The organism is Streptomyces sp. NPDC049541, from assembly GCF_044465725.1.
In the GTDB taxonomy this organism is placed as follows: domain Bacteria; phylum Actinomycetota; class Actinomycetes; order Streptomycetales; family Streptomycetaceae; genus Streptomyces.
This window is the reverse complement of the sequence record NZ_JBITLY010000008.1, coordinates 216,334-243,261: the sequence shown is the minus strand read 5'-3', so window position 1 is coordinate 243,261 and position 26,928 is coordinate 216,334. Positions and strand designations below refer to the sequence as shown.

Here is a 26,928-nt window from a genome sequence, read left to right as displayed (position 1 = left end):
TCGAAGGAGACCGATGGTGGAAGCCGTTCAGGGTGCTGGTGTCGTTGTCACGGGGGCCGGAGGTGGGATCGGGGCCGCGCTGGCCCGGCGGTTCGCCGCGGAAGGGGCCCGGGTGGTCGTCAATGACCTGGATGGCGAGCGGGCCAAGGCGGTCGCTGACGAGATCGGTGGTGTCGCCGTGCCCGGTGACGCCTCCGCGATCGTCGCCGACGCTCGGGACGCGCTCGGCGGATCCATCGACGTCTACTGCGCCAACGCCGGTGTCGCCTTCGAGGACGCGGGGCCGGGGCAGCCGCTGGACGAGAAGTCCTGGGCCGTGTCCTGGGACGTCAACCTGATGGCCCATGTCAGGGCCGCCCATGAACTGCTTCCCGAGTGGCTGGAGCGGGGCGGCGGTCGTTTCGTGTCCACCGTCTCCGCCGCCGGGCTGCTGACCATGATCGGGGCGCCCTCCTACAGCGTCACCAAGCACGGTGCGTACGCCTTCGCCGAGTGGCTGTCGCTCACGTACCGGCACCGGGGGCTCAAGGTGCACGCCATCTGTCCGCAGGGGGTGCGCACCGACATGCTGGCCGCCACCGGCACTGCGGGCGACCTGGTGCTGCAGCCGACCGCGATCGAGCCGGCGGACGTCGCCGACGCCCTGTTCAAGGGGATCGAGGAGGACCGGTTCCTGATCCTGCCGCACCCCGAGGTCGCCGGGTACTACCAGGCCAGGGCCACCGACCCCGACCGCTGGCTGACGAACATGAACCACCTCCAGCAGAAGTGGGAGGAGGCGCGGTGACCGGCTCCTCTTACGCCGCCCGGCCCTGGGTGGCCCTGCTGAACGAGGCCCAGCGCGGCCCCATAGAGCCCGCCGACTCCCTGGTGCACGCGCTGCGCCGGTCCGTCGCCGCGGCCCCGGACCGCACCTTCCTCGCCTACTTCGACGGGCGGCTGAGCTACCGCGAGGTCGACGAGCTGAGCGACTCGGTCGCCGGGCATCTGGCCGCCCGCGGCCTGGAGCGCGGCGACCGGGTGGCGATCCTGCTGCAGAACTCCCCGCTGTTCGTGCTGGCGCTGCTGGGCGCCTGGAAGGCGGGGGCGATCGTCGTGCCCGTCAACCCCATGTACAAGTCCGGGGAGGTCGGGCACGTCCTGCGGGACGGCGAGGTCACGGCGCTCATCTGCGCCGACCGGGCCTGGCAGTCGTATCTGCGGGACACGGCCGAAGGCACGCCCGTGCAGATCGTGCTGACCGCCTGCGAACTGGACTTCCAGACGCGCGGCGACACGCGGGTGCTCGGCTTCGAGCGGCTGCCGCAGGCCGCGGACGCCGCCGACCTGACGACGGTGGCCCGCGCCGGGTACGAGCCGCCCGAGGGCCGCCGGCTCAGGCCGTCCGACATCGCGCTGATCAGCTACACCTCGGGCACCAGCGGCACCCCCAAGGGCGCCACCAACACGCACGGCAACATCATGTACAACGCCGAGCGGCAGCGGACGGGGCTCGCCCTGCCGGACGCGCCCGTGTACTACGCGCTGGCGCCGCTGTTCCACATCACCGGGATGGTGTGCCAGCTCGGCGCCTGTCTCAACAGCGCGGGCACGCTGGTGCTGACGTACCGCTTCGAGGCGGGTGTCGTGCTGGAGGCGTTCGCCGAGCACCGGCCGCACTACACGGTCGGCCCGTCGACCGCCTTCATGGCGCTGGGCGCACACCCGGACGCCACCCGGGAGCACTTCTCCTCGTTCGTGAACATCTCCAGCGGCGGTGCGCCCGTGCCGCCCGCCCTGGTCGAGAAGTTCCGGGCGGGCTTCGGGCCGTACATCCGCAACGGCTACGGGCTGACCGAGTGCACCGCGCCCTGCGCCTCCGTCCCGCCGGGCCTCGAGGCGCCCGTCGACCCGGCCTCCGGCACGCTGGCCGTGGGGCTGCCCGGTCCCGACACCGTCGTACGCATCGTCGACGACCAGGGCAAGGAGGTGCCGTTCGGCGAGCAGGGCGAGATCGTCGTCCGCGGGCCGCAGGTGGTGCCCGGCTACTGGCGGCGGCCGGAGGCGACCGCCGAGACCTTCCCGGACGGTGAGCTGCGCACCGGCGACATCGGCTTCATGGACGAGCAGGGCTGGCTGTACGTCGTCGACCGCAAGAAGGACATGATCAACGCGTCCGGCTTCAAGGTGTGGCCGCGCGAGGTCGAGGACGTCCTGTACACGCATCCCGCGGTCCGTGAGGCGGCCGTCGTCGGGGTGCCCGACGGGTATCGCGGGGAGACCGTCAAGGCGTACATCAGTCTGCGTCCGGGCGCCGACACGGACCCCGGTGAACTTGCGATGTACTGCAAGGAGAGACTGGCCGCCTACAAGTACCCGCGGCAGGTGGAGATCCTGCCCGACTTGCCGAAGACGGCGAGTGGGAAGATCCTCCGTCGGGAGCTTCGTTCCCGGCCGCAGGACAGCGAATAACCAGCGGACAGACACAGGCAGAGAGCTTGGAAGGCAGGTGGCGGCACAGTGCCCAGAACGACGGACGGTGACGGTACTCCCGTCCCGCAGCGGCTGCTGGCCGCCGCCACCCGGCTCTTCGCCGAGCAGGGCTACGACCGCACCTCCGTGCAGGAGATCGTCGAGGCGGCCGGAGTCACCAAGGGGGCGCTGTACCACTACTTCGGCTCCAAGGACGACCTCCTGCACGAGGTGTACTCGCGCGTGCTGCGCCTCCAGCAGGAGCGCCTGGACGCGTTCGCGGACGCCGACGAGCCGATCGAGAAGCGCCTGCGGGGCGCGGCGGCCGATGTCGTCGTCACGACGATCGAGAACCTCGACGACGCGATGATCTTCTTCCGCTCCATGCACCACCTGAGCCCGGAGAAGAACAAGCAGGTGCGTGCCGAGCGGCGGCGCTACCACGAGCGCTTCCGTGCGCTGGTGGAGGAGGGGCAGCAGGCGGGTGTCTTCTCGAAGGCGACACCAGCCGACCTGGTGGTGGACTACCACTTCGGCTCCGTGCACCACCTGTCGACGTGGTACCGCCCGGACGGGCCGATGAGCCCGCAGGAGGTCGCCGACCATCTGGCGGACCTGCTGCTACGGGCGCTGCGGCCGTAGGACGTACAGGGGTGAGGGGCGGTCGACATGGCGACCGCCCCTCACCCCTGCCCTACAGGTACTTCTTCAGCTCCCGGCGCGCCAGCGACCGCTGGTGCACCTCGTCCGGGCCGTCCGCGATCATCAGCGTCCGGGCTCCGGCGTACAGCTCGGCCAGCGGGAAGTCCTGGCTGACGCCGCCCGCGCCGTGCAGCTGGATCGCCCGGTCGATGATGTCGACGACCGCGCGGGGCGTGGCGATCTTGATGGCCTGGATCTCCGCGTGGGCGCCCCTGTTGCCGACCGTGTCCATCAGCCAGGCCGTCTTCAGCACCAGCAGCCGCAGCTGCTCCACCGTCACCCGCGCGTCGGCGATCCAGTTGTGCACCACGCCCTGCTGGGCCAGCGCCTTGCCGAAGGCCGTGCGGGACACCGCCCGGCGGCACATCAGCTCGATCGCACGCTCCGCCATGCCGATCAGCCGCATGCAGTGGTGGATACGGCCCGGACCCAGGCGGGCCTGGGCGATGGCGAAGCCGCCGCCCTCCTCGCCGATCAGGTTGGTCACCGGCACGCGCGCGTGGTCGAAGATCACCTCGGCGTGGCCGCCGTGGGAGTGGTCCTCGTAGCCGAAGACCTGCATCGCCCGCTTGACGGTGACGCCCGGGGTGTCGCGGGGGACCAGGACCATGGACTGCTGGCGGCGGATGTCCGCGCCGTCCGGGTTCGTCTTGCCCATCACGATGAAGATCTTGCAGTCCGGGTTCATCGCCCCGGAGATGTACCACTTGCGGCCCGTGATGACGTACTCGTCTGTGCCGTCGGAGGCTCGCTCGATGTGCGTGGTGATGTTGGTGGCGTCGGACGAGGCCACCTCCGGCTCGGTCATCGCGAACGCCGAGCGGATCTCGCCCGCCAGCAGCGGCTCCAGCCACTGCTTCTTCTGCTGCTCGTCGCCGAACTGCGCGAGCACCTCCATGTTGCCGGTGTCGGGCGCCGCGCAGTTCGTGGCCGTCGGCGCCAACTGCGGGCTGCGGCCGGTGATCTCGGCCAGCGGCGCGTACTGGAGGTTGGTCAGACCGGCGCCGTGCTCGGCGTCCGGCAGGAAGAGGTTCCACAGGCCCTGCCGGCGCGCCTCGGCCTTCAGCTCCTCCACCACGGCAGGGGTGTCCCAGGGGGACGCGAGCGCGGCCCGCTGCTCCTCCGCCACCGCCTCGGCCGGGTAGACGTACTCGTCCATGAAGGCGAGCAGCTTGGCGCGCAGTTCCTCGGTGCGCGCGTCGAACGCGAAGTCCATGGTCGGTCAGCCTTCCTGAAGAGTGGTCAGGCCGTGCTCGATGAACACGGGCACCAGGTCGCCGATGCGGTCGAAGCCGCGGCCGACCGTCTGCCCCAGCGTGTAGCGGTAGTGGATGCCCTCGAGGATCACGGCGAGCTTGAACCAGGCGAACGCCGTGTACCAGGAGACGGCGGAGACGTCCCGTCCCGAGCGGGCCGCGTACCGCTCGATCAGCTCGGCGGGGGCGGGGTGGCCGGGGGCCTCGGCGGTCGTGGAGACCGGGGAGTCGGGCATGCCCAGCGGCATGCTGTACATCACCAGCAGGCCCAGGTCGGTGAGCGGATCGCCGAGCGTGGACATCTCCCAGTCGAGGATCGCCTTGATCCTGTCGACACCCTTTTCTGGCTCGTTCGCCTCCGGGGCGCTCTGTGCCGGTGTCGAGAGCGCGACCGTGCTCAGCCCTTCGGGCCTCCGCGCGCTCGACCTCTCGACACCGGCGCGCCCCTCCGGCTCACTCGCGGGGCCGATCAGGACGTTGTCCAGCCGGTAGTCGCCGTGCACCACGGCCGGAGCGGGGGAGACGGGCAGCCGGCGGCCCAGTGAGGCGTGCAGCTCGTCGACGCCGGCCAGGTCGCGGTTGCGGGAGGCGTCCAGCTGCTTGCCCCAGCGGCGCAGCTGCCGGTCCAGAAAGCCCTCGGGGCGGCCGAAGTCCGCGAGGCCCACCTCGGCGGGATCCACCGCGTGCAGCTCGACGAGCGTGTCCACCAGGGACAGCACCGCGCCCCGGGTGCGGTCCGGGCCGAGCGGGGCGAGCTGGTCGGCCGTGCGGTACGGCGTGCCCGCCACGAACTCCATGACGTAGAACGGCGCTCCCAGCACCTCCTCGTCCTCGCACAGGAGCACCGGACGGGGCACGGGCACGTTCGTCGGGTGCAGTGCGCTGATCACCCGGTGCTCGCGCTTCATGTCGTGCGCGGTGGCCAGGACATGGCCGAGCGGGGGCCGGCGCACGACCCACTTGGAGGTGCCGTCCGAGACCGCGTACGTGAGGTTCGACCGTCCGCCCTCGATCAGCCGGCCGGTCAGGGGGCCGTGCACCAGTCCGGGCCGCTCCTGGTCGAGCAGGCCGCGCAGCCGGTCGAGATCGAGACCTGGCGGGTGGTCGGGGCTCATCGGTGCTCCTTCAGGGGCGTCGGAAAGGTTCCCCACCATGATGCCGACCGGTCGGTATGTCGTCCAGTGTGTGTGCGGCGAACGTGATCTGAGCCACGATAAGCCGACAGCTCCCGGCGCGGTGGCGCGGGAGCTGTCGGCCGACCGGTTCCGGCCGGTTTCAGTGGTCGTCCCAGTGGCCTTCGTGCGGGGCGTGCCGGTGGCCGTCGTGCAGATAGTCGACGTGGTCGCCGTGCAGGACGCTCTCGTGTCCGCAGCCCTCGCCGTGCCGGTGCTCGTGGTCCTCGTGCGGTGCGTGCCCGTCCGGTTCGCACTCGTCCCAGTGGCCGCCGTGCTCGCGGTGCAGATGCCCGTCGTGCGCGTAGTCGACGTGATCCCCATGCGGCACCTGTGTGTGTCCGCAGTCGGGGCCGTGGGCGTGGGTGTGGGGGGCGTGTTCCAGGTGAAGGGTGGTCATGGGGGTTCGCCTTCGGGGGAGTGCTGGTGATGACGTCGGACAGGGTGCCACGCGAACGGCGCATATCGGACCATTCGGCTTGCGTGGCGTCCGCGTACACCGGAGGGTCGAGCCCATGAAGGCCATCAGCTACGCACGGTACGGCGGACCCGAGGTGCTCGAGTACGGCGAGCTGCCCGACCCGAAGATCGGCCCCGACGCGGTCCTGGTCAAGGTCCGCGCGGCCGCTGTCAATCCCGTCGACTGGAAGTGCCGCGAGGGCCACCTCGACGGGATGCTCGACGCCGTCTTCCCGGTGGTGCCCGGCTGGGACGTCTCCGGCGTCGTGGTCCAACCGGGCGTGGCCGTCACGGAGTTCACCGCCGGGGACGAGGTCATCGGGTACGTGCGGGAGGACTTCCTCTCGCGTGGCACCTTCGCCGAGTACGTCGCCGCTCCCGTGCGCACCCTCGCCCGCAAACCGCGCAACCTCTCCTTCGAGGAGGCGGCCGGGCTGCCTCTCGTGGGGCTCACCGCCTACCAGGTGCTCCTCAAGGCGCTCCAGCTCAAACGCGGCGAGACCGTCCTGGTGCACGCGGCGGCGGGTGGCGTCGGGTCCATCGCCGTGCAGCTCGCCCGGCATCTCGGCGCCCGCGTGATCGGTACGGCGAGCGAGCGCAACCACGACTTCGTCCGGGGGCTCGGCGGCGAGCCCGTGGAGTACGGCGACGGGCTGGGCGAGCGGGTGCGCGCGCTGGTCCCCGAGGGCGTGGACGCCGTGTTCGACACCGTCGGCGGCGAGACCCTCAAGGTTTCGGCCAATCTGCTGGCCCCCGAGGGGCGCCTCGCGTCGATCGCCGACGGCGACGTCGTCGACTACGGCGGCCGCCACTGCTGGGCGCGCCCGGACGCCGAGGACCTGCTGCGGCTGACCGAGCTGGTGGAGGAAGGGGCGGTGTCCGTGCATGTGTCGGAGGCTTTGCCGCTGGAGCGCGCGGCGGACGCGCACCGGCTCAACCAGGAGGGGCGGACGCGGGGGAAGATCGTGGTGACGGTGGACTGGGAGGTGGAACCGGCCGGTTAGCGGACTCCGGTGCGAAATCCCTGGTCAGAGGACCAGCGCCGCCCCGCAGGCCGCGAGGGCCACGGTGCACAGGACCGCGGCGGTGGCGTGCCGGGGGGCAAGGGCCAGGGGGCTGTCGGAGGACGCCAGGGCGCTTATGCGGCGGTGGGCGACGAGGAGGAAGCCCAGCCAGAGGACGCAGCACAGGGCGCAGGCGATGATGCCGGCCGCGGTGAGGCTGCCGTGCAGGGCGGTCTTCGTGGCGAGGACGGCGGCCACGGTGCTCGCCAGCGTGGTACGCCGCCATGCCAGCCGGGTCCGTTCCGGCTGCAGCCCGGGGTCGCGCTCCGGGCCCGCGACGGCGCTCACCCCTCCCACCCGACGAGTACGACGACGACCATCGCCACGGCCACGACGGCGACGACGATGCTCAGCAGCGCCGGGAACCGCGAGACCGGCAGATCCTCGCCGCGGCGCATGGCCCGCTCGCAGCGCATCCAGTGGTTGACCGCGCGCAGCGAGCACAGCACGCCCGCGCCGAGCAGCGCCAGCGCCAGGCCCACGCGCCAGGCCCAGCGCAGGTCCGGCAGGAACTGGTCCACCGCGAAGCCGCCGCCGATCAGGGCGAGGGCGGTGCGCAGCCAGGCCAGGAAGGTGCGTTCGTTCGCCAGCGAGAAGCGGTAGTCCGGCGTTCCGCCCTCGCTCCGGACCTGTTCCGGGGCGAACCAGAGCCGGACGTTCCGTCCGAATTCGATCACGCTTACGACTCTATCCAGCTTCAGTCGGCGCCGTCGGCTGGGGGCTGCGCCCCCAGAACCCTTTCGGCCTGATCGGGCTCGTCCTCAAACGCCGGCCGGGCTGAAACACACGGACCGGCACTCGTCACGAGCCGTCGTACCGCATCAGCCGCTGATACGCATCCAGCCCGTCCGGCACCCACTCCCACTCGCTCAGCCGCTGCCGCACCTCCGTCTCCGGCAGGAAGGCGTGCCAGGCCACCTCCTCCGCCTGAGGGTTCACCGGCAGTTCGCAGCGCACCTCGTAGACCGCCGACCACCAGGTCCGGCCGGCGCCGTCGTCGTACAGGAACTTGAAGAGGAAGCGCGGGCTCGGGAGGCCGGAGACGCCGAGTTCCTCCTCGGCCTCGCGCAGTGCGGCCTCGTCGTAGGACTCGCCCGCGCCGACCACTCCGCCGACCCACATGTCGTAGAGGGAGGGGAAGACCAGCTTGGTGGGGGTGCGGCGGTGGACGAAGAGGCGGCCTTCCGCGTCCCGGGCCTGGATGAAGACGCAACGGTGGCGCAGGCCCTTGGCGTAGGCCTCGCCGCGCGGGGACTGGCCGATGACGTGGTCGTTCTCGTCGACGATGTCGAGGATTTCGTCTGCGGGGCTCGTCATGCGGCCATCCAAGCAGGACGGCGTCAGCCGCGCTGCAGGGCCTGGACCCGCTCCGGCTTCGCCGTGCCGCTCGGCATGCAGGGGTGCAGGCCCAGCAGGACGATGCCTGAGACGATCGCCGCGAGGCCCGCCGCCTCCCAGGCGAGGGCGCCCGTGTCGGTGCGCAGCCGGTCGCCCAGGAAGCCCACTCCGCACAGGATGCCGGCCAGCGGCTGGGCGGCGGTGAGGGCGGGCAGCGACATCCGCAGGGGCGCGGTCTCGAAGGCGCTCTGGACCAGGATCAGGCCGGCGACCCCCAGCGCCGCCACGCCGTACGGCTGCCAGCCCGTCGCCAGCTCGGTGAGGCCGCCCTGGGTGAAACGCTCGCCGCTGACCCGGGTGAGGGCGTCCTGGACGCCGTAGAGGAGACCGGCGGCGAGGGCGAGGAGGACGGGGGCGGCGCTCAGCCGGGAGCGCTTCGCGTACGTCGTCAGCAGGAGGGCCAGGCCGATCATGGCGCCGATGATCAGCCAGTGCCGGAAGGGGTCGGTGACCGCGGTGCCACCGCGTGGCTCGCCCGCGACGATGAAGGCGGTGACGCCGCCCGCGAGCAGCGCGAGGCCGGTCCAGCCCTGGCGGCCCAGGGGCTGTCTGGTCTGTTTGCGGGAGAGGGCCAGGGCGAACAGGAGGTTGGTGGCGAGGAGCGGTTCGACCAGGGAGATCTCACCCTGGCTCAGGGCGATCGCACCGAGGACCATGCCGGCCACCATCAGCGCGATGCCGCCCAGCCAGCGCGGCACCTGCATCAGATCGAGGAGCAGACGCGGGGAGAGGAAGTCGTTGAGGGGTGCCCGCTGGGCCGCGTTCTGCTGGAGCACGAATCCGAAGCCCACGCAGCAGGCAGCGCTCACGGCGAGAATCAGAACCAGAACGGACACGCTGCGTACCTCGAGTCAGATGGGCCGGGCCACGGGGTGCGTAGTGGGTGACTGTAGCGTCCCAGAGCCCGGCTTGCCCCTGGGAGTGCCCGGATCGGGCCGTCGATTCGGTCACGTGTCCCGACGATCAAGAGCCCGGCCGTGGTCGTCCCGCCATGGTGAGGTCCAGGGGCGGGTGGCGCCATGGCGTGCGCCACACGCATGGCCCGTGCGGCGGAACGAACGTCCCTGCGCGATCACAATTGCCCCTCCGGTAAAGGAAGTTGACGCGTGTAACAACAGGCTTTCCCTTGACGCAAAGCGTTGGTGGGGGATTTGCTGTGCGTGACCAGTTGACGGCAAACCGATGTCAGGCCGGACCGATACCCAGACGTCGAGCCGCGTCGCGTGAGGAAGATCCCGCGGTGTCCCCACCCCCGCCCCCCTTCGGCCGGGGCCGCAAGCGCGCGGCCCAGACCCTCGACGCGGCCCTCGACGACGTCGAACTCGTCGCCGCCCGGGCCGCGTTGGCGCAGGGAAGATGGCAGGCCGCGCGGTCCTTGCTCGTTCAGACGGGGGACGACTGGGATCTGCGCGGGCATCGGGTCACCGTGCTCGCGCTGGAGCCCTACAGTGCCGCCTGGGCCCGGGACTGGCTGCTCGCCGAGCCCGACTCCGCCGACGCCGCCGTGCTGCTCGCGCTCGCCCTCGTCGAGCGTGCCTCACGGGGCAAGGAGAAACCGGAGCGCGCCCGCGAGGCCTGCCGTGCTGCCGCCGCGCTCGTGCCCGCCGATCCCACCCCCTGGCTCGGCCTGCTCATGCTCGAGCGCGACCCGGGCCCCGGCGTCGAGCGGCTCTTCGCCGAGGTCCGCGGCCGCCACCCCGACCACCACCACGCCCACCACCTGATGGTCGCCCGCCTCGCCGAGCGGCACGCCGAGGCCGGCCCGGACCCGCTGCACGAGGTCTACGACTTCGCCAACCGGTCCGCGCTGCACGCCCCCGCCGACTCCCCCCTCGCGATCCTCCCGGTCGTCGCGCACGCCGAGCGCTACCGCGTACTGGCCGCCGCCGGGCACGAGCCCGCCGACCCCGCCGCCTCCGGCCACTGGAGCGGACGCCGGGCCCGGCAGGTGATGAAGGCCGCCTTCGACTGGTGGCTGGAGTGGGAGCACGAGGGCCACCCGCGCCGCCTGGTCGACCTCAACTTCCTCGCCCACGCCAAGGTCTGCGAGGGCCGCGGCGCCGAGGCCGCCGCCCTGTTCCACCGCATCGGCGAGCACGCCACCGCCGCCCCGTGGTCGTACCCGGACCGCGATCCGCACCCCGCCTTCCGTGCCGCGCGTGCCACCGCGCTCGGCACGGCCTGACACTCCCGACCCCGACAGAAGGACGGTCCCTCCATGACCACGGGCAGTTCCAACGCGAGCAGAGCCGCCGCGGGCGGCATCAGTACCTATCTGGGACAGGAGCGCGCCCTGCGCGCCGACCGCCTGGGCGCGGGCGGCCTGCTGCTCTCCGTGCTCGCCGCGACCGCCCCTCTCATGGTGGTCGCGGGTGTCATGCCCACCACATTCGCGGTGATGGGCATCGTCGGACAGCCGCTGCTCTTCGTCGTCCTCGGCGTGGTCCTGGTCCTCTTCAGCGTCGGCTACGCCGAGATGAGCCGGCACGTCCACAACGCCGGCGCCTTCTACGCGTACATCTCCCGCGGCCTGGGCGGCACCGCCGGAGCGAGCGCGGCCCTCGTCGCCCTCGCCGCCTACAGCGCGCTCCAGGTCGGCATCTACGGCATCTTCGGCTTCGAGGTCTCCAACCTGTTCGCCACCTACGCCGAGGTCCAGGTGGCGTGGTGGATACCGGCGCTGGCGGCCACGGCCGTCGTCGGGCTGCTGGGCTGGCTGAAGATCGACGTCAACGCGCGCGTGCTCGGTGTCCTGCTGGTCGTCGAGGTGATCCTCGTCGTCATCTTCGACGCCGCCTCGATCGCCGACCCGGCCAAGCAGGGCCTGTCGCTGCACGCCTTCAACCCGGACACCCTCACCGGCGCCGGGGTCGGCACCGCCCTGTGCTTCTGCATCGCGGCCTTCACCGGCTTCGAGCAGGCACCGGTGTACGCGGAGGAGACCAGCAGGCCGCACCTCCTCGTCCCGCGCGTCATGCTGCTCGCGGTCGGCTTCGTCACCGTCTTCTTCGCGATCAGCTCCTGGGCGTACACCGTCGCCACCGGCCCCTCCGCGATCGTCGGCGCCGCGCAGAAGGAGAGCGCCGGACTGCTGTTCTCCCTCACCGAGTCCCGGCTCGGCTCCACCTTCACCGACGTCCTGCACGTCCTGTTCGTGACCGGCATGTTCGCGGCCCTGCTCAGCTTCCACAACGTCGTCGCCCGGTACGCCTTCGCCATGGGCCGCGAGGGGCTGCTGCCGCGCACCTTCGGCCGTACGACGGGCACCAGCGGCGCGCCCGGCACCGGCTCCCTGCTGCAGACCGTCGTGTCCGCCGTCGTCGTGATCGCCTTCGCGGTCGCCGACGACAAGCCGACCGGTGACCCGACCGCACCCGTGCTGCACCTGTTCACCTGGCTCGGCAACATCGGCGCGCTCGGTGTGATCCTGCTGATGGCGGCGGCCTCCGTATCGGTGATCGTCTTCTTCGCCCGGCGCGGCGCGGCGGGCGCCCAGGCCTGGCGCCTGGTCACCTCCGCCCTTGCGGCCGTCGCCCTGCTGGTGATCGCCGGCTACACGGTCAAGGACTTCGACGTCCTGGTCGGCGCCGGCCCGGACTCGGCCCTGAGCTGGGCGCTGCCCGGCATCATCGGCCTCGCCCTGGTCGTCGGCCTGGTCCAGGGCCTCCTCCTGCGCTCCCGCTCACCCGAGGCGCACGCCCGCATCGGGCTGGGCAACGAGGCGTTCCAGCTGGACAAGGCGGCGCAGGACGCGTCGTGACGCCTCCCGTAGGGGTGGCTTTCTGAGAAGTCCGTAAGAAGTGATTACGGAACCCTGACGAGCACCCGCGATTCCTGGTCCCGCCGGGGCCGCGGGTGTTCGAATGGATACGTGAACTCCGAACGACCCGAGGAGCCGGGCACCCCGCAGCCACCGCCGGAGCACGGCACCCCGGTCGGCCGCCGTGTCCTGCTCGGCACCATCGGCCTGGGCGCCCTCGGCGTGGTCGCCGCGCCCACCCTGCAGCGCGCCCTGGAGGGCTTCCTCGGCGCGGCCGCCGACAAGGACCCCACCGGCCTGACCGGCCTGCTCCCCAACGGCGGCGGCTTCCGCTACTACTCGGTCGCCTCCTCCGTACCGCACAAGAACGCCACGAACTACCGCCTCACCGTCGACGGCCTCGTCGACCGCCCGAAGACCTACACCCTCGACGACCTGCGCGCCCTGCCGCAGACCCGGCTGGTCAAGGACGTCCAGTGCGTCACCGGCTGGCGGGTTCCCGGCACGCCCTTCGAGGGGGTGCGGCTGTCCCGGCTGCTGGACGCCGCGGGAGTGCGCTCCACGGCCGGGGCGGTCCGCTTCACCTGCTTCGACGGCACGTACACCGAGAGCCTCACCCTCGACCAGGCCCGCCGCTCCGACGTCCTGGTCGCGCTGCGCATGCAGGACAAGAACATCGGCCACGACCACGGCGGCCCGGTCCGCCTCTACGTGGCGCCCATGTACTTCTACAAGTCCGCCAAGTGGCTGTCCGGCATCACCGTCACCGAGCACGTGAAGCCGGGCTACTGGGAGGACCGCGGCTACGACGTCGACGCCTGGGTCGGCCACTCGAACGGGCGGGACGATGAGCCTACGAGCTGAGGCGCACACACCGCCGGTCGCCGGGGTCCGCAGGTTCGGCCCCGTGCAGCGCTGGGTGCACCGTACGACGGCCGCACTGATGGGTGTGTGCGTGGTGACCGCGGCCTTCCTCTACATCCCGCAGTTCGCCGAACTCGTCGGCCGCCGGGAGCTGGTGGTCCGCGTTCACGAGTGCGCGGGACTGGCCCTGCCGGTACCGGTCCTGGTGGGCCTGGTGTCCCGCCACTTCCGCGCCGACCTCGGGCATCTGAACCGCTTCGGACCGCACGACAGGGTCTGGCTGCGGGCGGCTCTGCGCCGGGACAAGCGGCGCTCGTCACGTCCGGCGGCGAAGTTCAACGCCGGGCAGAAGATCTACGCGGCGTGGATCGCCGGGGCCACGCTGGTGATGCTCGGTACCGGGCTGATCATGTGGTTCACCCATCTCACCCCGCTGATGTGGCGCACCAGCGCGACGTTCGTCCATGACTGGCTGGCCCTGACGATCGGGATCGTGCTCGCCGGGCACATCGGGATGGCGATCGGGGATCCGGAGGCGCGCGGCGGGCTACGGACCGGCCGGGTGAGCCGGGAGTGGGCCGAGCGGGAGCATCCCTTGTGGCGGCCCTGAGGATGCCTCCGGCGAGGGGGAGGGGGATGCGGCGGGTGCCGCCACCGTGAAGGCGTTTTTCAGGCGTGCCTCGGTGTGTCCGTAGCGGACGATCACGTCTACGGCGAGTTCGTCTGCGGCGCCGTTGTGGCTGGTCGCGCAGTTCCCCGCGCCCCTTTGGGGCGCTGGTGCACCGCACAGGGATGGCACGACGGCGGATAGCACTAGCTCATCACCCGCTTGCGAGCGCAGTACGAGAGGCCCGGCGAGTTGCTGTCCGCCGATGAACACGTTTCCGAACCGCAGCAGTTCCGCGTGGTCGAAGAAGGTGCCCCGTAGCTCGATGGTGATCGTGTCGCCCGGTTGTGCCTTGCCGTCGTCGCCCGTGTCCACGGTCGCGATCCGGTAGGTGCAGGCGGGGCCCCCTGACGCCATCTTCAACTGCGCAGTTGCTTCCGGGCGTTGGCGATGGAAGTCCAACAAGCCGCCGAGCACCGCGTAGGCGGCGCGGCCCTTGCAGGTGTCTGTCTTGCCTGCGAGGGCCGCGTACTCCTTGGTCGCCGTGGCCCAGCTGCCGCCCTCGCCCCGGGCGGCCAGGCAGGCGGTCGCGAGGGCGTGCAGCAGGCGCCACTCCGGGTCCGTGGAGGCCGTGGGGATCAGCTTGAGGGCGGTCCGGCACTGGCCGGGGTCGCGGAGGTGGTCGTAGACGCTCGACGGGTCCGGTGTGGTGTCGGCATTGGGTGATGCGGGGCCCGGTGGGAGCCAAGTGGGGCTCAGGAGGGGCTTGTTGCTCGGGGAGGCCCCACTCGGCGAGGGAGTGGCGGTACTGGTGTGGCCCTGGCTGCTCGGCAGTGGGGTGCCGCTCGCTTCTCCGGCGGGTGACTGCCGTGGTGTGGGGGAGGACGGTGTGGCGCCGTTCGACGGCCCCGCGGTCACGATCGCGCTGCCCCCGTCACCACTGTCCGGCGTGCCACTCCCGTCACCGTTGAAAGCCGCGACGGCCACCGCCACCGCTCCGACCACGAGCAGCCCCGAGATACGCATCCCGAGGGAAACCGCCATGACACCCCCCGACCCCCGACCCCCAGCGCCCCTGGAGGCCGTGTCCAGGGGTCCCCTCATCATCGGGCCGACCCCGGCGGCGGGAAAGCCGCCTTGGGCTGATCCTTGGGGAAAATTCAGGATCGGAAGTCGAGCAGCACCTTGCAGGAACGGCTGCGGTCCGCGGCCAGCGCGAAGGCCGACTCCGCCTCCCGGACCGGGACCACCGCGCTGACCAGCCCGTCGAAGGCGGGCTCGGCGGCCAGCAGCCGCAGCGCGTCGTCGAACTCCGTGTCGAAGCGGAACGCTCCCCGCAGCTCGATCTCCCGGCTCACGACCAGGTTCCCGGCGAAGGGACTCGGCCCGGGCGGCAGCATCCCGAGCTGCACGACCACCCCGCCCCGCCGCACCAGACGCAGACAGCTGTCGAGACCTGCGGCCACCCCGGACGCCTCCACCGCCACGTCCACCTCGGACGGCCACCCGGCATCCTCCGGATCGTCGGCCCGTACGAGGGTGTCGGCACCCGCGATACGCCCGTACTCCAGGGCCGCCGGGAGGAGGTCGGTGACCGTCACCTGGTCGGCGCCCGCCGCCTTCGCCGCCGCGACCACGAGGCAGCCGATGGGCCCGGCTCCGGTGACCAGGACATGCCTGCCGCGCACGTCTCCGGCCCGGCGGACCGCGTGCAGGGCGACGGAGAGGGGCTCGGCGAGGGCCGCCCGGCGCAGTTCGAGACCCTCCGGCAGCGGCCTCAACTGCTCGGCCGGTACGACGACCTGGGCCGCGAACCCGCCCTGTACGTGTGGGAAGCGGGCGGCGCTGCCGAGGTAGCGGGTGTCCCGGCAGACGTTGCGCCGCCCCTCCACGCATTCCGGGCAGATGTCGCACGGTGTCGCCGGATGCACCGCGACCGCCGTGCCCACGGCCGGGCCCGACGCGTCCGGGGAGCCGTAACCGACGACCGTCCCGACGATCTCGTGGCCCAGCAGCATCGGCTCCTTCAGACGGAAGTCGCCGACCCCGCCGTGCTTCCAGTAGTGCAGGTCGGAGCCGCAGACGCCGCCGTAGCGGACGGCGACCAGCGCCTGGCCGGGACCGGGTTCGGGGACCGGCAGCTCGTCGACGCGCAGCTCGTCCTGGCCGTGGATCACACAACCGAGCATCCGAGCAGCTCCTTTCACAGCACACTCGTCATTCCGCCGTCGACGTACAGCACCTGCCCGCTGACGAAGTCCGCGGCGGGCGAGGCGAGGAACAGCACCCCGCCCACCAGGTCCTCGGTGCGGCCCCAGCGGCCGGCCGGGGTGCGGCGGCGCACCCAGGCGCTGAACTCCTCGTCCTCGACGAGGGGTTGGGTCAGCTCCGTCTCGATGTAGCCGGGCCCGAGGCCGTTGACCTGCACGCCGTAGGGCCCCCAGTCGGCGCACATGCCCTTGGTGAGCATCTTCAGGGCGCCCTTGGTGGCCGCGTATGGCGCGATGCCGGGGCGGACCACCTCGCTCTGCAGCGAGCAGATGTTCACGATCTTGCCGTGGCCGCGTTCCGTCATCCGGCGGGCCGCCTCGCGGCCGACCAGGAAGGCGCTGGTGAGGTTGGTGTTCAGGATGCGGTGCCAGTCGCCGTCCGTGAACTCCAGGAGCGGGGCGCGCAGTTGCATCCCGGCGTTGTTGACCAGGATGTCGAGCGGGCCGACCCGCTCCTCGACATCCGCCATGCCGGCGGCCACCGAGGGGCCGTCGGTCACGTCGAAGGCGGCCGTGTGGACGTCGCCGGGCAGCTCCGCGGCCGCCTTGGTGAGGCGGTCCGCGTCGCGGCCGTTGAGGACCACCGTGCAGCCGGCCTCCGCGAGGCCGCGGGCCAGGGCGAGCCCGATGCCGCGGCTGGAGCCGGTGACCAGGGCCGTGCGGCCGGTGACGTCGAAGAGCGGGTGACTCATTGCCGTACCCCTAGATGACCAGCGAGAGGAGGAGGACCAGACCGCCGGCGACCACCGAGATGATCGTCTCCATGACGGACCAGGTCTTGAGGGTCTGGCCGACGTTCAGGCCGAAGTACTCCTTGACCAGCCAGAACCCGGCGTCGTTGACATGGCTGAAGAAGAGCGAGCCGGCGCCGATGGCCAGGACCAGCAGGGCCGTGTGCGTGGTCGACATGTCGGCCGCGAGCGGGGCCACCAGCCCGGCCGCCGAGACCGTCGCCACGGTCGCCGAACCGGTCGCCAGGCGGATGCCCACCGCGATCAGCCAGGCCAGCAGCAGCGCCGGGATCGACCAGTCCTTGGAGATGTCCAGGATCATCTGGCCCACACCGGTGTCGATCAGCGTCTGCTTGAAGCCGCCGCCCGCGCCGACGATCAGCAGGATGCCGGCGATGGGCGCAAGACCCTTCTCGACCAGCGGGGTCAGCCGCTCCCTGCCGAAGCCGGCGGGCCGCAGCAGCGTGAAGATGCCGACCAGCACGGCGGCGAGCAGGGCGATCAGCGGGGAGCCGATGACGTCGAAGACGCGCTGGGTGAGGTTGGCCGGGTCGTCGATCACGATGTCGACCAGGGCCTTGGAGAGCATCAGGACGACCGGGAGGAGGATCGTGGCGAGGGTGGCGCCGAAGCCGGGGCGCTGCTCCAGTTCCTCCGAGGCGCGCTGCGGGAGCATCCGGTCGGGGGCCGGGACGTCCACCCAGCGGGCGGCGAACTTCGAGAACAGCGGACCGGCGATGATCACCGTCGGGACGGCTATGAGGACGCCGAGCGCGAGCGTTACGCCGAGGTTGGCCTTGACCGCGTCGATCGCGACCAGCGGGCCGGGGTGCGGCGGGACCAGACCGTGCATCACCGAGAGGCCCGCGAGGGCCGGGATGCCGATGCGGATCAGGGAGTAGTTGCCCCGCTTGGCGACCATCAGCACGACCGGGATCAGCAGCACGACGCCGACCTCGAAGAACAGCGGCAGCCCGATCACCGAGGCGATCAGCACCATCGCCCACGGCATCGCCCGGCCGCCCGCCTTGGCGAGGATCGTGTCGACGATCTGGTCCGCACCGCCGGAGTCGGCGAGCATCTTGCCGAGGATCGCACCGAGCGCGATCAGCACGCCCACGCCGGCGACCGTGGTGCCGAGCCCGGTGGTGAAGCTGGTGAGCACCTTGTCGAGCGGTGCCCCGGCGATCGCGCCGAGCGCCAGCGAGCCGATGGTCAGGGACAGAAAGGCATGCAGCTTGAACCGGGTGATGAGCAGGACGATGACGGCGATGCCCGCCAGTACGGCGATGCCCAGCTGAGCGTGGCCGGCCGAGGTGATCGGCGCGGGTGCGTCCGCTGCCAGCATCTCAACGCTGAGTCTGGTCACGGGAGTTCCCTTGCAGGTGCGGGGACGGGGGAGGGAGTGCGGGGGGCTATGCGGCCGGGTGGGGCAGGGCGTCCAGTGCCTTCACGGCCCGGGCGGTGATCTCCTCGGGGCTCCCGGTGACGTCCACCGCGACACCCGCCTCGTCCGACTGGAGCGGCTGGAGCGTGGCGAACTGGGAGTCGAGCAGCGCCGTGGGCATGAAGTGACCCTGCCGGTGCGCCATCCGGTCCTCGATGAGGGCCCGGTCGCCCGTCAGGTGCACGAAGACGACACCGGGGGCGGCGGCCCTGAGCCGGTCGCGGTACGACCGCTTCAGCGCCGAGCTGCTGACCACCCCGCCGAGCCCGGCCCGCCCGTGCGCCCAGGCGCCGATGGCGTCGAGCCAGGGCCACCGGTCCTCGTCGTCGAGCGGGACGCCGGCCGACATCTTGTCGATGTTGGCCTGCGGGTGGAAGTCGTCGCCCTCGGCGTACGGAACGCCGAGCCGGGCCGCGAGGAGGGGACCGACGGTGGTCTTGCCGGTGCCCGCCACGCCCATGACCACGACGACCTGGGGGGTGCGCAGCTGCTGCATGGTGCTCTCACTGTCTTCTTCGACATCTGGACGCCGGCCGTGCAACCGACGCCGACGACACTGAAACCGATTAGGTACGACGAATTCAAGACCCTGTGACATATAAGTCTGACTTTTTGTTCCCGTGACCTGCCCCGTACGCTGAGCGCATGACCACTCCGGGCCGGGGTCTGCACGGCCATGTACTGGACTCCCTCGGCCCCGCGATCACTGCGGGCGAGTACCCGCCGGGCAGCGTTCTGCGCACCGACGAGCTCGCCCAGCGCTTCGACGTGTCACGCTCGGTGATGCGCGAGGCGGTCCGGGTGCTGGAATCCATGCATCTGGTCGAGTCGCGCCGGCGGGTCGGCGTCACCGTGCGCCCGAAGTCCGAGTGGAACGTCTACGACCCGCAGGTCATCCGCTGGCGGCTGGCCGGCGCCGACCGCCCCCACCAGCTGCGCTCGCTGACCGTGCTGCGCTCGGCCGTCGAGCCGGTCGCCGCGGGCCTCGCCGCCAGGAACGCCTCCGCCGAGCAGTGCGCCGAACTCACCGAGTGCGCGCTCGGCATGGTCGCCAACTCCCGCGGCCACAAGCTGGAGGAGTACCTCGTCCACGACATGGCCTTCCACCGCGTGATCCTCGTGGCGTCCGGCAACGAGATGTTCGCCCGGCTCGGTGACGTCGTCGCCGAGGTCCTCGCGGGCCGCACCCATCACGAGGTCATGTTCGAGGACCCCGACCCGGCCGCCGTCACCCTGCACGTCCAGGTCGCCGAGGCGGTCCGCGAGGGCGACGCGGGCCGCGCGGAGAAGCTGACCCGGGAGATCACGGTGGGCGCGCTGCAGGAGCTGGACATCCTCGCGCCCTGATCCTGCGCGGCTACGCCTCGGGGAAGTCCCCGTCGACGTACACCCAGGCCCCCTCGACCCGCTCGAAGCGGCTGCGCTCGTGCAGCGAACCGCCCTTGAAGGAGGCGCGGAAGGTCACCGTGCCGGTGGTGTGGAAGGCCGTCCCGTCGGTCGTCTCCAGGATCTCCAGGCCCGTCCAGCGCATGCCCGGGTCGAAGTCGACCCGCGCGGGACGGGTTCTCGGATGCCAGGTCCGCAACAGGTATGCCTCGTCACGCTTCACGAAGGCGCTGTAGCGCGAACGCATCAGTGTCTCCGCGGTCGGCGCCGCGGCCTCACCCCGGTGGAATCGGCCGCAGCACGCTTCGTACGTCTCCGCGAGACCGCAAGGGCAGGAGGGCTTGTGGGCCGGGGCGGAGCCGTGCTGCCGCCGGGCTCGCGAGGTACGTCGTGACATGTGGTCCATTCTGCGGGCAAACACCCGGCCGCCTACGCCGACTCGGCGTTGGTGGGCGGGTGTGCCGGACGTGCCGGGATCTGCGTGGGCAGGGGCGGCAGCGCCGTGCCGTACACCCAGGCCTCGAACAGGTCGTCCAGCGGCTCGTCCGCGAACCGGCCGACGTGGGCCGTGAACGTCGTGGTCGTCACCGCCCCGCCCCGGTGCAGCCCCGCCCAGCCGCGCAGCATCCGGAAGAAGGCCTCGTCGCCCATCGCGCAGCGCACCGCGTGCACGGTCAGGCCGCCGCGCTCGTAGAGCCGGTCGTCGAACATCGACTTGCGGCCCGGGTCGGCCAGCCGGAGGTCCTGCGGCAACGAGGACAGCAACCGGTGTGCGGCGGCGGCCAGTTGCTGGGCGCTGCGTCCGCCCGAGCGCTCCGACCACAGCCACTCGGCGTACTTGGCGAACCCCTCGTTCAGCCATATGTGCCGCCAGTCGGCTATGGACACGCTGTTGCCGAACCACTGGTGCGCCAGCTCGTGAGCCACCAGCCGCTCCGAACCCCGCGCCCCGTCCACGTGGTTGGCGCCGAACAGCGACAACCCCTGCGCCTCGACGGGGACATCGAGCTCCTCGTCGGTCACGACGACCGCGTACTCGCCGAACGGGTAGGGCCCGAACAGCTCCTGGAACAGGTCCATCATCTGCGGCTGCCGCGCGAAGTCCCGTGAGAACTCCGGCAGCAGATGCGCCGGGATGTGCCCGGCCTGCGGCACTCCGCCCGGCCCCGGGTCGCCCAGGAGCACCGTCTGGTACTTGCCGATCGCGAGGCCCACCAGATAGCTCGACGTGGGCGCCGACTGCTCGTACACCCAGGTCGTCGTGGAGGCCTTCGTGGTACGGGTGAGCAGCCGGCCGCCCGCCACCACCGCGTACGCGGACGGCGTGGTGATCGAGATCTGGTAGGCGGCCTTGTCGGCGGGCCGGTCGTTGCACGGGTACCAGGACGGCGCCCCGATCGGCTGGCTCGCCACCAGCGCCCCGTCCTCCAGCTCCTCCCAGCCGAGCCCGCCCCAGGGGCTGGGGACCGGCTTGGGGTTGCCCGACCAGTGGACCTCGACGGTGAACGCGGCACCGGCCCGGACCGGCTTGGCGGGGCGGATGCGCAGGCGGCCGCCGCGGTGCGTGTAGTGCGGCTGGCGGCCGTCGACCCGGACCCGGCCGATCTTGAACTCGGAGAGGTTGAGGGTGAATTCGGTCAGCGGCGAGCGGCCCGCGATGGCGTTGATCCGGGCCGCGCCCGCCAGCCGGTTCGGGCCCGGGCGGTAGTCCAGCGTGAGCTCGTACCGGTGCACGCGGTAACGCGCGTCACCGTGCTCGGGGAAGTACGGGTCCGAACCCGCCGTCTGCTGAACTGCCACTGCCGCTTCTGCTCCCTGCGCCGTCGTGCCACTCCGGTCCGCCGGTACACCGCTCACCGACTCCGAGTGGCCCGCGCTCAGGGACGCCATGCCTCGATCGGGTTGCCGAGCCAGCGGGTGTCGTCCGGGACGGACTCCGCGGCCATGACGAGCGACGCGGGACCCAGCGTGGTGCGGGCCCCGATCGTGCTGCCGGGCAGCACGATCCCGCCAGGGCCCAGCGTGGCGCCCTCACGGAGTACAACAGTATCCGTCCGCAAGATCCGGTCGTGGAAGAGGTGCGTCTGCAGCACGCACCCGCGGTTCACGGTGGCCGCGTCCTCCAGCGTCACCAGGTCGGTCTCGGGCAGCCAGTAGCTCTCCACCCACACGCCCTTGCCGATCTTGGCGCCCAGACCGCGCAGCCACGCGGTCATCAGCGGCGTCCCGGGCACCGCACCGGCCAGCCAGGGCACGGCCACGACCTCGACGAAGGTGTCCGCCAGCTCGTTGCGCCACACGAAGCCGCTCCACAGCGGGTGCTCCCCGGTGCGGTGCCGCCCCACGAGCAGCCACTTGGCGACGAACGACACGACCGCGGCCGCGGCACCCGTGGTGAGCAGCACCAGACCGGACAGCAGCGGAGCCCAGGGCCCGAGCAGGCACAGCGCCGCCACCGTCAGCACGGCGAGGCCGGCCGAGCAGAACACCGGCACGATCCGGCACAGCTCCACCAGGCCGCGGGCCCACAGCAGCCGGGCCGGCGGGTCGTAGGTCCGGCTCTGGTCGCCCGTCTCGGCGCTGCGCGGCAGCTTCACCGGCGGCAGCCCCAGGTAGGAGCTGCCCTTCTTCGCCTTCTTCGGCGTCGCGGACAGCACGCCGACCAGCCCGCCGTCCGGCACGCTCCGGCCCGGTGCGGTCATCCCGGAGTTCCCCAGGAAGGCCCGCCGCCCGATCTCCGCGCGCCCGATGCGCATCCAGCCGCCACCGAGCTCGTACGGCGCGGTCAGCGTGTCGTCGGCCAGGAACGCGCCCTCGCCGACGGTCGTCAGGCTGGGCAGGGCCAGCACGGTGGACACCTCTGCGCCCCGCCCGATGCGCATCCCGAGCAGCCGCAGCCACACCGGCGTGACCAGCCCCGCGTACAGCGGGAACAGCGTCTCCCGGGAGCGGTCCATCAGCTGTGTGACCGTCCAGGCCTGCCAGCCGATCCTGCTGTGCGTGGGGTGCGTGCCCTCGCGCAGGCCCAGGCTCAGCAGCCGCACGGCGACCAGGATCAGCAGGGCGTACGCCAGCCCGAACGCCAGCGTGGCGGGGACCAGGGCGAGCGCGGCACCGCGCAGGGGCGCCTCCGCGTCGATGAAGGCGTACGCCACGAGGAACGCGGCCCCGCCCGCCAGCAGCGGCAGCGCGGACAGCACGAGGCCGGTCAGGCCGTACATCACGCGCCAGTACGTGCCGCGCTGCGGGCGCTCCTTGGGCCAGTTCCGCTTGGCCTTGCCGAGCTTGACCGCGGGTGCGCCCGCCCAGCGCTGGCCGGTGGGGATCTGGCCGGTGACGGCCGAGCCGGGGGCCACCTCGGCGCGCTTGCCGACGCGGGCGCCCGGGAAGAGCATGCTGCGGGTGCCGACGGTGGCGTGCGCGCCCACCTTGACCTGGCCGATCTCCAGGCGGTCGCCGTCCAGCCACCAGCCGGACAGGTCGACCTCGGACTCCACGGCCGCGCCCCGGCCCAGCTTGAGCAGGCCGGTGACCGGCGGCAGCGAGTGCAGGTCGACGTCCTGGCCGACCTTGGCGCCCAGCGCCCGCGCGTACCGCTCGAGCCAGGAGCCGGTGAGCGAGGTCGCCCCGCTGAACTCGGCCAGCCGCTCGGCGGTCCACAGGCGCAGATGGACGCTGCCGCCGCGCGCGTACCGGCCGGGCTCGACGCCCCGCAGCAGCAGTCGCGCGCCGCCCGCGGCGATCGCGAGCCTGCCGGGCGGGCTGAACAGCAGTACCGCGCCGGTGGCGATCAGCCACCAGGGGGCGGTCGGCAGCCAGGAGTAGCCGGGCAGCAGGTTCCCGGCCGCGGCCAGCGCCACCGTCCAGCGCAGGCCGAGCAGCGTGAACAGCGGCACCAGGAGCAGCAGCTGGAGCACCTTGGCGCGGGTCGGCACCGGGGCGATCGTGCGCCGGCCGCCGTCGTCCTGCGCCGACTTCTCCAGGTGGCGGGCCAGCTTGCGCAGGGTGGGCTGCTGGTAGATGTCGAGGACGGCGGCGCTCGGGTAGCGGGTGCGCAGCTTCGTCGTCAGCTGGGCGGCGGCCAGGCTGCTGCCGCCGATCGCGAAGAAGTCGTCGCGGGCGCTGGTGACCGGGATGCCGAGGACTTCCGTCCACTGCTCGGCCAGCCACGCCTCGGTGCCGTAGAGCTGCTCGGCCGGACCGCCGGTCTCCAGGCCCTCCAGGGGCCAGGGCAGCGCGTTGCGGTCGACCTTGCCGGACGTGCGGGTCGGCAGGACCTCGACGGGGGCGATCAACGGCACGAGCGCGGCGGGCAGCTCGGCGCGCAGCTTCTCGACGGCGGCCGCGTGGTCCCAGCCGTCCTGGGTGACGACATAGCCGACGAGGAGCTGGTTGCCGCTGCGTGCGGTGCGCACCGCGGCGGCGGCACCGGCGACACCGGGCAGCGCCTGCAGGGCGGCGTCCACCTCGCCCAGCTCGATGCGGCGCCCGCCGAGCTTGATCTGCTCGTCGGCCCGCCCGAGGAAGACCAGGCCCTCCGGCTCGGCCTTGACCAGGTCACCGCTGCGGTAGGCCCGCTGCCAGCCCAGGGACTCCAGCGGCGCGTACTTCTCCGCGTCCTTCTCGGCGTCGAGATAGCGTGCGAGTCCGACCCCGCCGATCACCAGCTGACCGCTGCCGCCCATCGCAACCGGCTCCCCGGCCTCGTCGACGACGGCCAGCTCCCAGCCGTCCAGCGGCAGCCCGATACGGATCGGCTCCTCGCCGGACATGAGCGAGGCGCAGGCGACGACGGTGGCCTCGGTCGGCCCGTAGGTGTTCCAGACCTCGCGCCCCTCCGTCACCAGCCGCTGCACCAGCTCGGGCGGGCAGGCCTCGCCGCCGAAGATCAGCAGGCGGACGTCGTTGAGGGTCTCGGGCTCCCAGAGCGCGGCGAGCGTCGGGACCGTGGAGACCACGGTGATCTCCTGCTCGACCAGCCAGGGGCCCAGGTCGGCGCCGCTCCTGACCTGCGAGCGGGGCACCGGCACCAGACAGGCGCCGTAGCGCCACGCCAGCCACATCTCCTCGCAGGACGCGTCGAAGGCCACCGACAGACCCGCCATGACCCTGTCACCAGGACCGATGGGGTCGTCGGTGAGGAACAGGGCTGCCTCGGCGTCCACGAACGCGGCGGCGCTGCGGTGACTGACCGCGACGCCCTTGGGCTTCCCGGTGGAACCGGACGTGAAGATGATCCACGCGTCGTGCTCGGCACCGGGCCGGGCGGCGGGGACGTCGCTGCGCCCGGTGACCGTCAGCTCGTGCCCGGCGCCGACGACCGCCCGGACGTCCGCCTCCCCGAACACCAACTCGGCGCGCTCGTCCGGGTCCTCGGCGTCCACGGGCACATAGGCGGCACCGGCGGCGAGCACGGCCAGGATCGCGACGTACAGGTCGTTGGTGCCGGACGGGACCCGCACACCCACGCGGTCCCCGAGCCCGACCCCGGCCGCCGCGAGACGCCGGCGCAGCTGCTCCACCTCGGCGGCCAGCACCCGGTAGCTGAGACGGGTGGTGCCGTCGTCCAGGGCGAGCTCGTCCGGGTAGGACCGCACGGAGGCGTCGAAGATGTCGACGAGCGTGCGCGGGGAGGCCGCCTGACCTCCGGAGAAACGTGCGGTGTCACCGAACTGCTGGTGGATCTCTGCGCTGAGCTCATCGTCGAGCAGGCCGAGAGCACCGCTCTCGTCAATGGCTGCCATCCGGTCCTCGCGTCTCGATCCCGGAAGCCTCCGGGGCGCTGGCGGGCCCGCAGGTCTGCCTGGGGTTGTCCGGGTCCAGCTCCGTAACAAGCCGGAAATTTTAGTACGACGCTAGGTTCGCGACGGCTGATCGGCCACTCGGGTGGGCCGTTCGGGGTGGTCGCGGCAGGGTGCTGTGTGCTGTGACCTGGTGTTCTTCACTGCGAGGAGAGATGGCCCACACAGTGCCTCGCGGATGCCACGCCCCGAAGTTCCGACAGCAGGTCGCCCGACTCGCGGAAGTAGGCGCCTGGTTGGCGCATGTGCGGCACTCCGGTCCCGATCCCGTGTCTCGATACAACGATGACCGACGCAACCGCGGCAACGACCGTCCCGGCCGTTCAGGTGCGCGACCGGGCCACCTGGGCGGAGCTCTTCTTCGACCTGGTCCTCGCGTTCGGCGTGGGCCAGATCGCACACCTGCTCGCCGGACACCCCACTTGGCCGGTACTGGGACAGTGTCTGCTCGTGCTCGTCCCGCTGTGGTGGGCCTGGGTGGACGTCGTCATGGCGATGAACGCCGTGCACGAGACCAATCTGCAACGCGTGTTCCTGCTGCTGACCGCGCTCGCCGTCTACGGCATGGCGGTCGCGGCCCCGCAAGCCCTCGACGACCGCGAACAGGCCCTGCTCTACACGGGCAGTTACCTCGCCCTGCGCCTGCTCATCGGCGAGGCCATCCGCAAGGAGTGCGCCCTGTACACCATCCACCCCTACCGGGCCGGACTCGCCTTCGCCCTGGCGCTGTTCGGCGCCGCCCTGCTCCCCGGCCCCTGGCGCGAGGTGTGCTGGGCGGTCGCGGTGCTCGCCGAGCTGTCCGCGCCCGTACTGCTCAGCGGCCATCTGCGGCGGCTGGCCTTCGGCGTCAACCATCTCCCGGAGCGGTTCGGGCTGTTCATCATCATCGCCCTCGGCGAGAACGTCTTCTCCGTGGGCGCCGGAGTCGCCAAGGGTCCGCTCGACCCGGTCAGGCTGGCCTCCCTCGTCCTCGCCTTCCTCATCGGCTGCGCCCTGTGGTGGCTCTACTTCCACCTCGTCGCCTCGGCCGTCGCCCATGCCCTGCGCACCCACCCCACCCCGGCCGTGGTCGTCCGCGACGTACTCAGCTACGGCCATCTGGTCCTGGTGACCGGGCTGTTGCTGGTCTCCGTCGGCGCCGTACGCACCGTGCGCGACCCCCTGCTGATCCCGCACGCCGCTGTCGCCGGACTGCTGCCCGCCGGCGCCGCCCTGTTCCTGCTGACCTTCTGCCACACCCGCCGCCGCATGTTCGGCGCCGCCTCCGCGACCCGGTTCTACGGCGGACTCGTGCTGCTCGCCGCCGCCGTGGCGGCACCGTTCCTGCCCGCCCTGGCGGTCCTGGCCCTCACCACCCTGCTGCTCCTCGGCGTCAACACAGTGGAGCACTGGCTGCTCAGCACCGGCCGCAGCGTGCCGCTGGTGTGGCGCGCGCGGTCCCTCGGCGCCGACCTGACGTAGTGCCCGCACGGACGTCCCGCAGTGCCGCCCACTCTCGCGCGCGCACGCGCGCCGTGCCGCGCGACGCTCCTACGTTCGCCGTATGCAACTTTTCGGCAC

General features: G+C 71.9%; 25 protein-coding genes. 10 read left to right on the top strand and 15 right to left on the bottom strand.

From position 1 onward, the window contains the following. Positions 1-13: 13 nt before the first annotated feature. From ACIBW9_RS29310 to ACIBW9_RS29300, 3 genes are read left to right on the top strand one after another with little or no spacing between them, the layout of a single operon-like run. Complete coding sequence (locus ACIBW9_RS29310; protein ID WP_398960041.1) at positions 14-787, top strand: SDR family oxidoreductase; 774 nt, start codon at positions 14-16, stop codon at positions 785-787. Next, a complete protein-coding gene (locus ACIBW9_RS29305) occupies positions 784-2,451 on the top strand; it encodes a class I adenylate-forming enzyme family protein (RefSeq protein ID WP_398960040.1) in 1,668 nt (555 codons plus the stop codon). The genes ACIBW9_RS29310 and ACIBW9_RS29305 overlap by 4 nt, the downstream gene beginning before the upstream one ends. 48 nt (positions 2,452-2,499) lie before the next feature. Next, entirely contained in the window at positions 2,500-3,093 is a 594-nt protein-coding gene (locus tag ACIBW9_RS29300; RefSeq protein ID WP_351465873.1) for a TetR/AcrR family transcriptional regulator, read from the top strand. Between the two features lie 52 nt (positions 3,094-3,145). Here ACIBW9_RS29300 and ACIBW9_RS29295 read toward each other — a convergent pair whose 3' ends face one another. From ACIBW9_RS29295 to ACIBW9_RS29285, 3 genes are all read right to left on the bottom strand, one after another. Then, positions 3,146-4,369 carry an acyl-CoA dehydrogenase family protein gene (locus tag ACIBW9_RS29295; RefSeq protein ID WP_398960039.1) on the bottom strand — a complete coding sequence of 408 codons (1,224 nt, stop codon included), beginning with the start codon at positions 4,367-4,369 and terminating at the stop codon, positions 3,146-3,148. A 6-nt stretch (positions 4,370-4,375) separates the two neighbouring features. Further along, positions 4,376-5,524: a phosphotransferase family protein gene (locus ACIBW9_RS29290; protein ID WP_398960038.1), complete on the bottom strand. Its 1,149-nt coding sequence runs from the start codon at positions 5,522-5,524 to the stop codon at positions 4,376-4,378. A gap of 160 nt (positions 5,525-5,684) precedes the next feature. Continuing rightward, positions 5,685-5,981: a hypothetical protein gene (locus ACIBW9_RS29285; RefSeq protein ID WP_398960037.1), complete on the bottom strand. Its 297-nt coding sequence runs from the start codon at positions 5,979-5,981 to the stop codon at positions 5,685-5,687. A 115-nt stretch (positions 5,982-6,096) separates the two neighbouring features. On the opposite strand from ACIBW9_RS29285, the gene ACIBW9_RS29280 reads away from it, so the two are divergent. Next, positions 6,097-7,044 (top strand): NADP-dependent oxidoreductase, encoded by a 948-nt coding sequence (locus ACIBW9_RS29280; RefSeq protein ID WP_398960036.1) that lies wholly within the window; start codon positions 6,097-6,099, stop codon positions 7,042-7,044. 24 nt (positions 7,045-7,068) lie between these two features. Here ACIBW9_RS29280 and ACIBW9_RS29275 read toward each other — a convergent pair whose 3' ends face one another. The 4 genes from ACIBW9_RS29275 to ACIBW9_RS29260 form a co-directional block, all read right to left on the bottom strand. Further along, positions 7,069-7,392, bottom strand: a complete 324-nt coding sequence (locus tag ACIBW9_RS29275) for a DUF202 domain-containing protein (protein WP_398960035.1) — start codon at positions 7,390-7,392, stop codon at positions 7,069-7,071. Continuing rightward, on the bottom strand, positions 7,389-7,781 hold the full coding sequence (locus ACIBW9_RS29270; RefSeq protein WP_344404236.1) for a DUF202 domain-containing protein: 393 nt from the start codon (positions 7,779-7,781) through the stop codon (positions 7,389-7,391). The genes ACIBW9_RS29275 and ACIBW9_RS29270 overlap by 4 nt, the downstream gene beginning before the upstream one ends. Before the next feature lie 124 nt (positions 7,782-7,905). Then, positions 7,906-8,421, bottom strand: coding sequence for an NUDIX hydrolase (locus ACIBW9_RS29265; RefSeq protein WP_398960034.1), 516 nt, complete (start codon positions 8,419-8,421; stop codon positions 7,906-7,908). Between the two features lie 23 nt (positions 8,422-8,444). Further along, positions 8,445-9,338: a DMT family transporter gene (locus ACIBW9_RS29260; RefSeq protein ID WP_398960033.1), complete on the bottom strand. Its 894-nt coding sequence runs from the start codon at positions 9,336-9,338 to the stop codon at positions 8,445-8,447. A 404-nt stretch (positions 9,339-9,742) separates the two neighbouring features. Between ACIBW9_RS29260 and ACIBW9_RS29255 the strand changes: the two genes are divergently transcribed. The 4 genes from ACIBW9_RS29255 to ACIBW9_RS29240 all read left to right on the top strand — a co-directional run bounded on the left by ACIBW9_RS29255 (position 9,743) and on the right by ACIBW9_RS29240 (position 13,736). Further along, positions 9,743-10,687, top strand: coding sequence for a hypothetical protein (locus ACIBW9_RS29255; RefSeq protein ID WP_398960032.1), 945 nt, complete (start codon positions 9,743-9,745; stop codon positions 10,685-10,687). Between the two features lie 33 nt (positions 10,688-10,720). Beyond that, positions 10,721-12,262, top strand: coding sequence for an APC family permease (locus ACIBW9_RS29250; RefSeq protein ID WP_398960031.1), 1,542 nt, complete (start codon positions 10,721-10,723; stop codon positions 12,260-12,262). A 111-nt stretch (positions 12,263-12,373) separates the two neighbouring features. Then, positions 12,374-13,126, top strand: a complete 753-nt coding sequence (locus ACIBW9_RS29245) for a molybdopterin-dependent oxidoreductase (protein WP_398960030.1) — start codon at positions 12,374-12,376, stop codon at positions 13,124-13,126. Beyond that, complete coding sequence (locus tag ACIBW9_RS29240; RefSeq protein WP_389075698.1) at positions 13,110-13,736, top strand: cytochrome b/b6 domain-containing protein; 627 nt, start codon at positions 13,110-13,112, stop codon at positions 13,734-13,736. Before ACIBW9_RS29245 ends, ACIBW9_RS29240 begins: the two co-directional genes overlap by 17 nt. On the opposite strand, the gene ACIBW9_RS29235 is transcribed toward ACIBW9_RS29240, so the two are convergent. The 5 genes from ACIBW9_RS29235 to ACIBW9_RS29215 all read right to left on the bottom strand — a co-directional run bounded on the left by ACIBW9_RS29235 (position 13,674) and on the right by ACIBW9_RS29215 (position 18,677). After that, a complete protein-coding gene (locus tag ACIBW9_RS29235) occupies positions 13,674-14,777 on the bottom strand; it encodes a hypothetical protein (protein WP_398960029.1) in 1,104 nt (367 codons plus the stop codon). The two genes, ACIBW9_RS29240 and ACIBW9_RS29235, sit on opposite strands and share 63 nt — an antisense overlap. A gap of 116 nt (positions 14,778-14,893) precedes the next feature. Continuing rightward, positions 14,894-15,922 carry an L-idonate 5-dehydrogenase gene (locus ACIBW9_RS29230; RefSeq protein ID WP_398960028.1) on the bottom strand — a complete coding sequence of 343 codons (1,029 nt, stop codon included), beginning with the start codon at positions 15,920-15,922 and terminating at the stop codon, positions 14,894-14,896. Between the two features lie 14 nt (positions 15,923-15,936). Further along, a complete protein-coding gene (locus ACIBW9_RS29225) occupies positions 15,937-16,695 on the bottom strand; it encodes an SDR family oxidoreductase (protein ID WP_398960027.1) in 759 nt (252 codons plus the stop codon). Between the two features lie 10 nt (positions 16,696-16,705). Then, positions 16,706-18,103: a GntP family permease gene (locus tag ACIBW9_RS29220; RefSeq protein WP_398960026.1), complete on the bottom strand. Its 1,398-nt coding sequence runs from the start codon at positions 18,101-18,103 to the stop codon at positions 16,706-16,708. Between the two features lie 46 nt (positions 18,104-18,149). Further along, complete coding sequence (locus ACIBW9_RS29215) at positions 18,150-18,677, bottom strand: gluconokinase (protein WP_398960025.1); 528 nt, start codon at positions 18,675-18,677, stop codon at positions 18,150-18,152. Between the two features lie 149 nt (positions 18,678-18,826). Between ACIBW9_RS29215 and ACIBW9_RS29210 the strand changes: the two genes are divergently transcribed. Further along, positions 18,827-19,528: a FadR/GntR family transcriptional regulator gene (locus ACIBW9_RS29210; protein WP_398960024.1), complete on the top strand. Its 702-nt coding sequence runs from the start codon at positions 18,827-18,829 to the stop codon at positions 19,526-19,528. A gap of 10 nt (positions 19,529-19,538) precedes the next feature. Here the strand turns inward: ACIBW9_RS29210 and ACIBW9_RS29205 are convergent, their stop codons facing one another. The 3 genes from ACIBW9_RS29205 to ACIBW9_RS29195 form a co-directional block, all read right to left on the bottom strand. Beyond that, positions 19,539-19,964 (bottom strand): YchJ family protein, encoded by a 426-nt coding sequence (locus ACIBW9_RS29205; RefSeq protein WP_398960023.1) that lies wholly within the window; start codon positions 19,962-19,964, stop codon positions 19,539-19,541. Positions 19,965-19,996: 32 nt separating this feature from the next. Then, complete coding sequence (locus ACIBW9_RS29200; protein ID WP_398960022.1) at positions 19,997-21,367, bottom strand: M1 family metallopeptidase; 1,371 nt, start codon at positions 21,365-21,367, stop codon at positions 19,997-19,999. Positions 21,368-21,444: 77 nt separating this feature from the next. Continuing rightward, a complete protein-coding gene (locus tag ACIBW9_RS29195; RefSeq protein ID WP_398960021.1) occupies positions 21,445-25,311 on the bottom strand; it encodes a Pls/PosA family non-ribosomal peptide synthetase in 3,867 nt (1,288 codons plus the stop codon). 342 nt (positions 25,312-25,653) lie between these two features. Here ACIBW9_RS29195 and ACIBW9_RS29190 point away from each other — a divergent pair, with 342 nt between their 5' ends. Then, complete coding sequence (locus tag ACIBW9_RS29190; protein WP_398960020.1) at positions 25,654-26,829, top strand: low temperature requirement protein A; 1,176 nt, start codon at positions 25,654-25,656, stop codon at positions 26,827-26,829. The last annotated feature ends 99 nt before the right edge of the window (positions 26,830-26,928 follow it).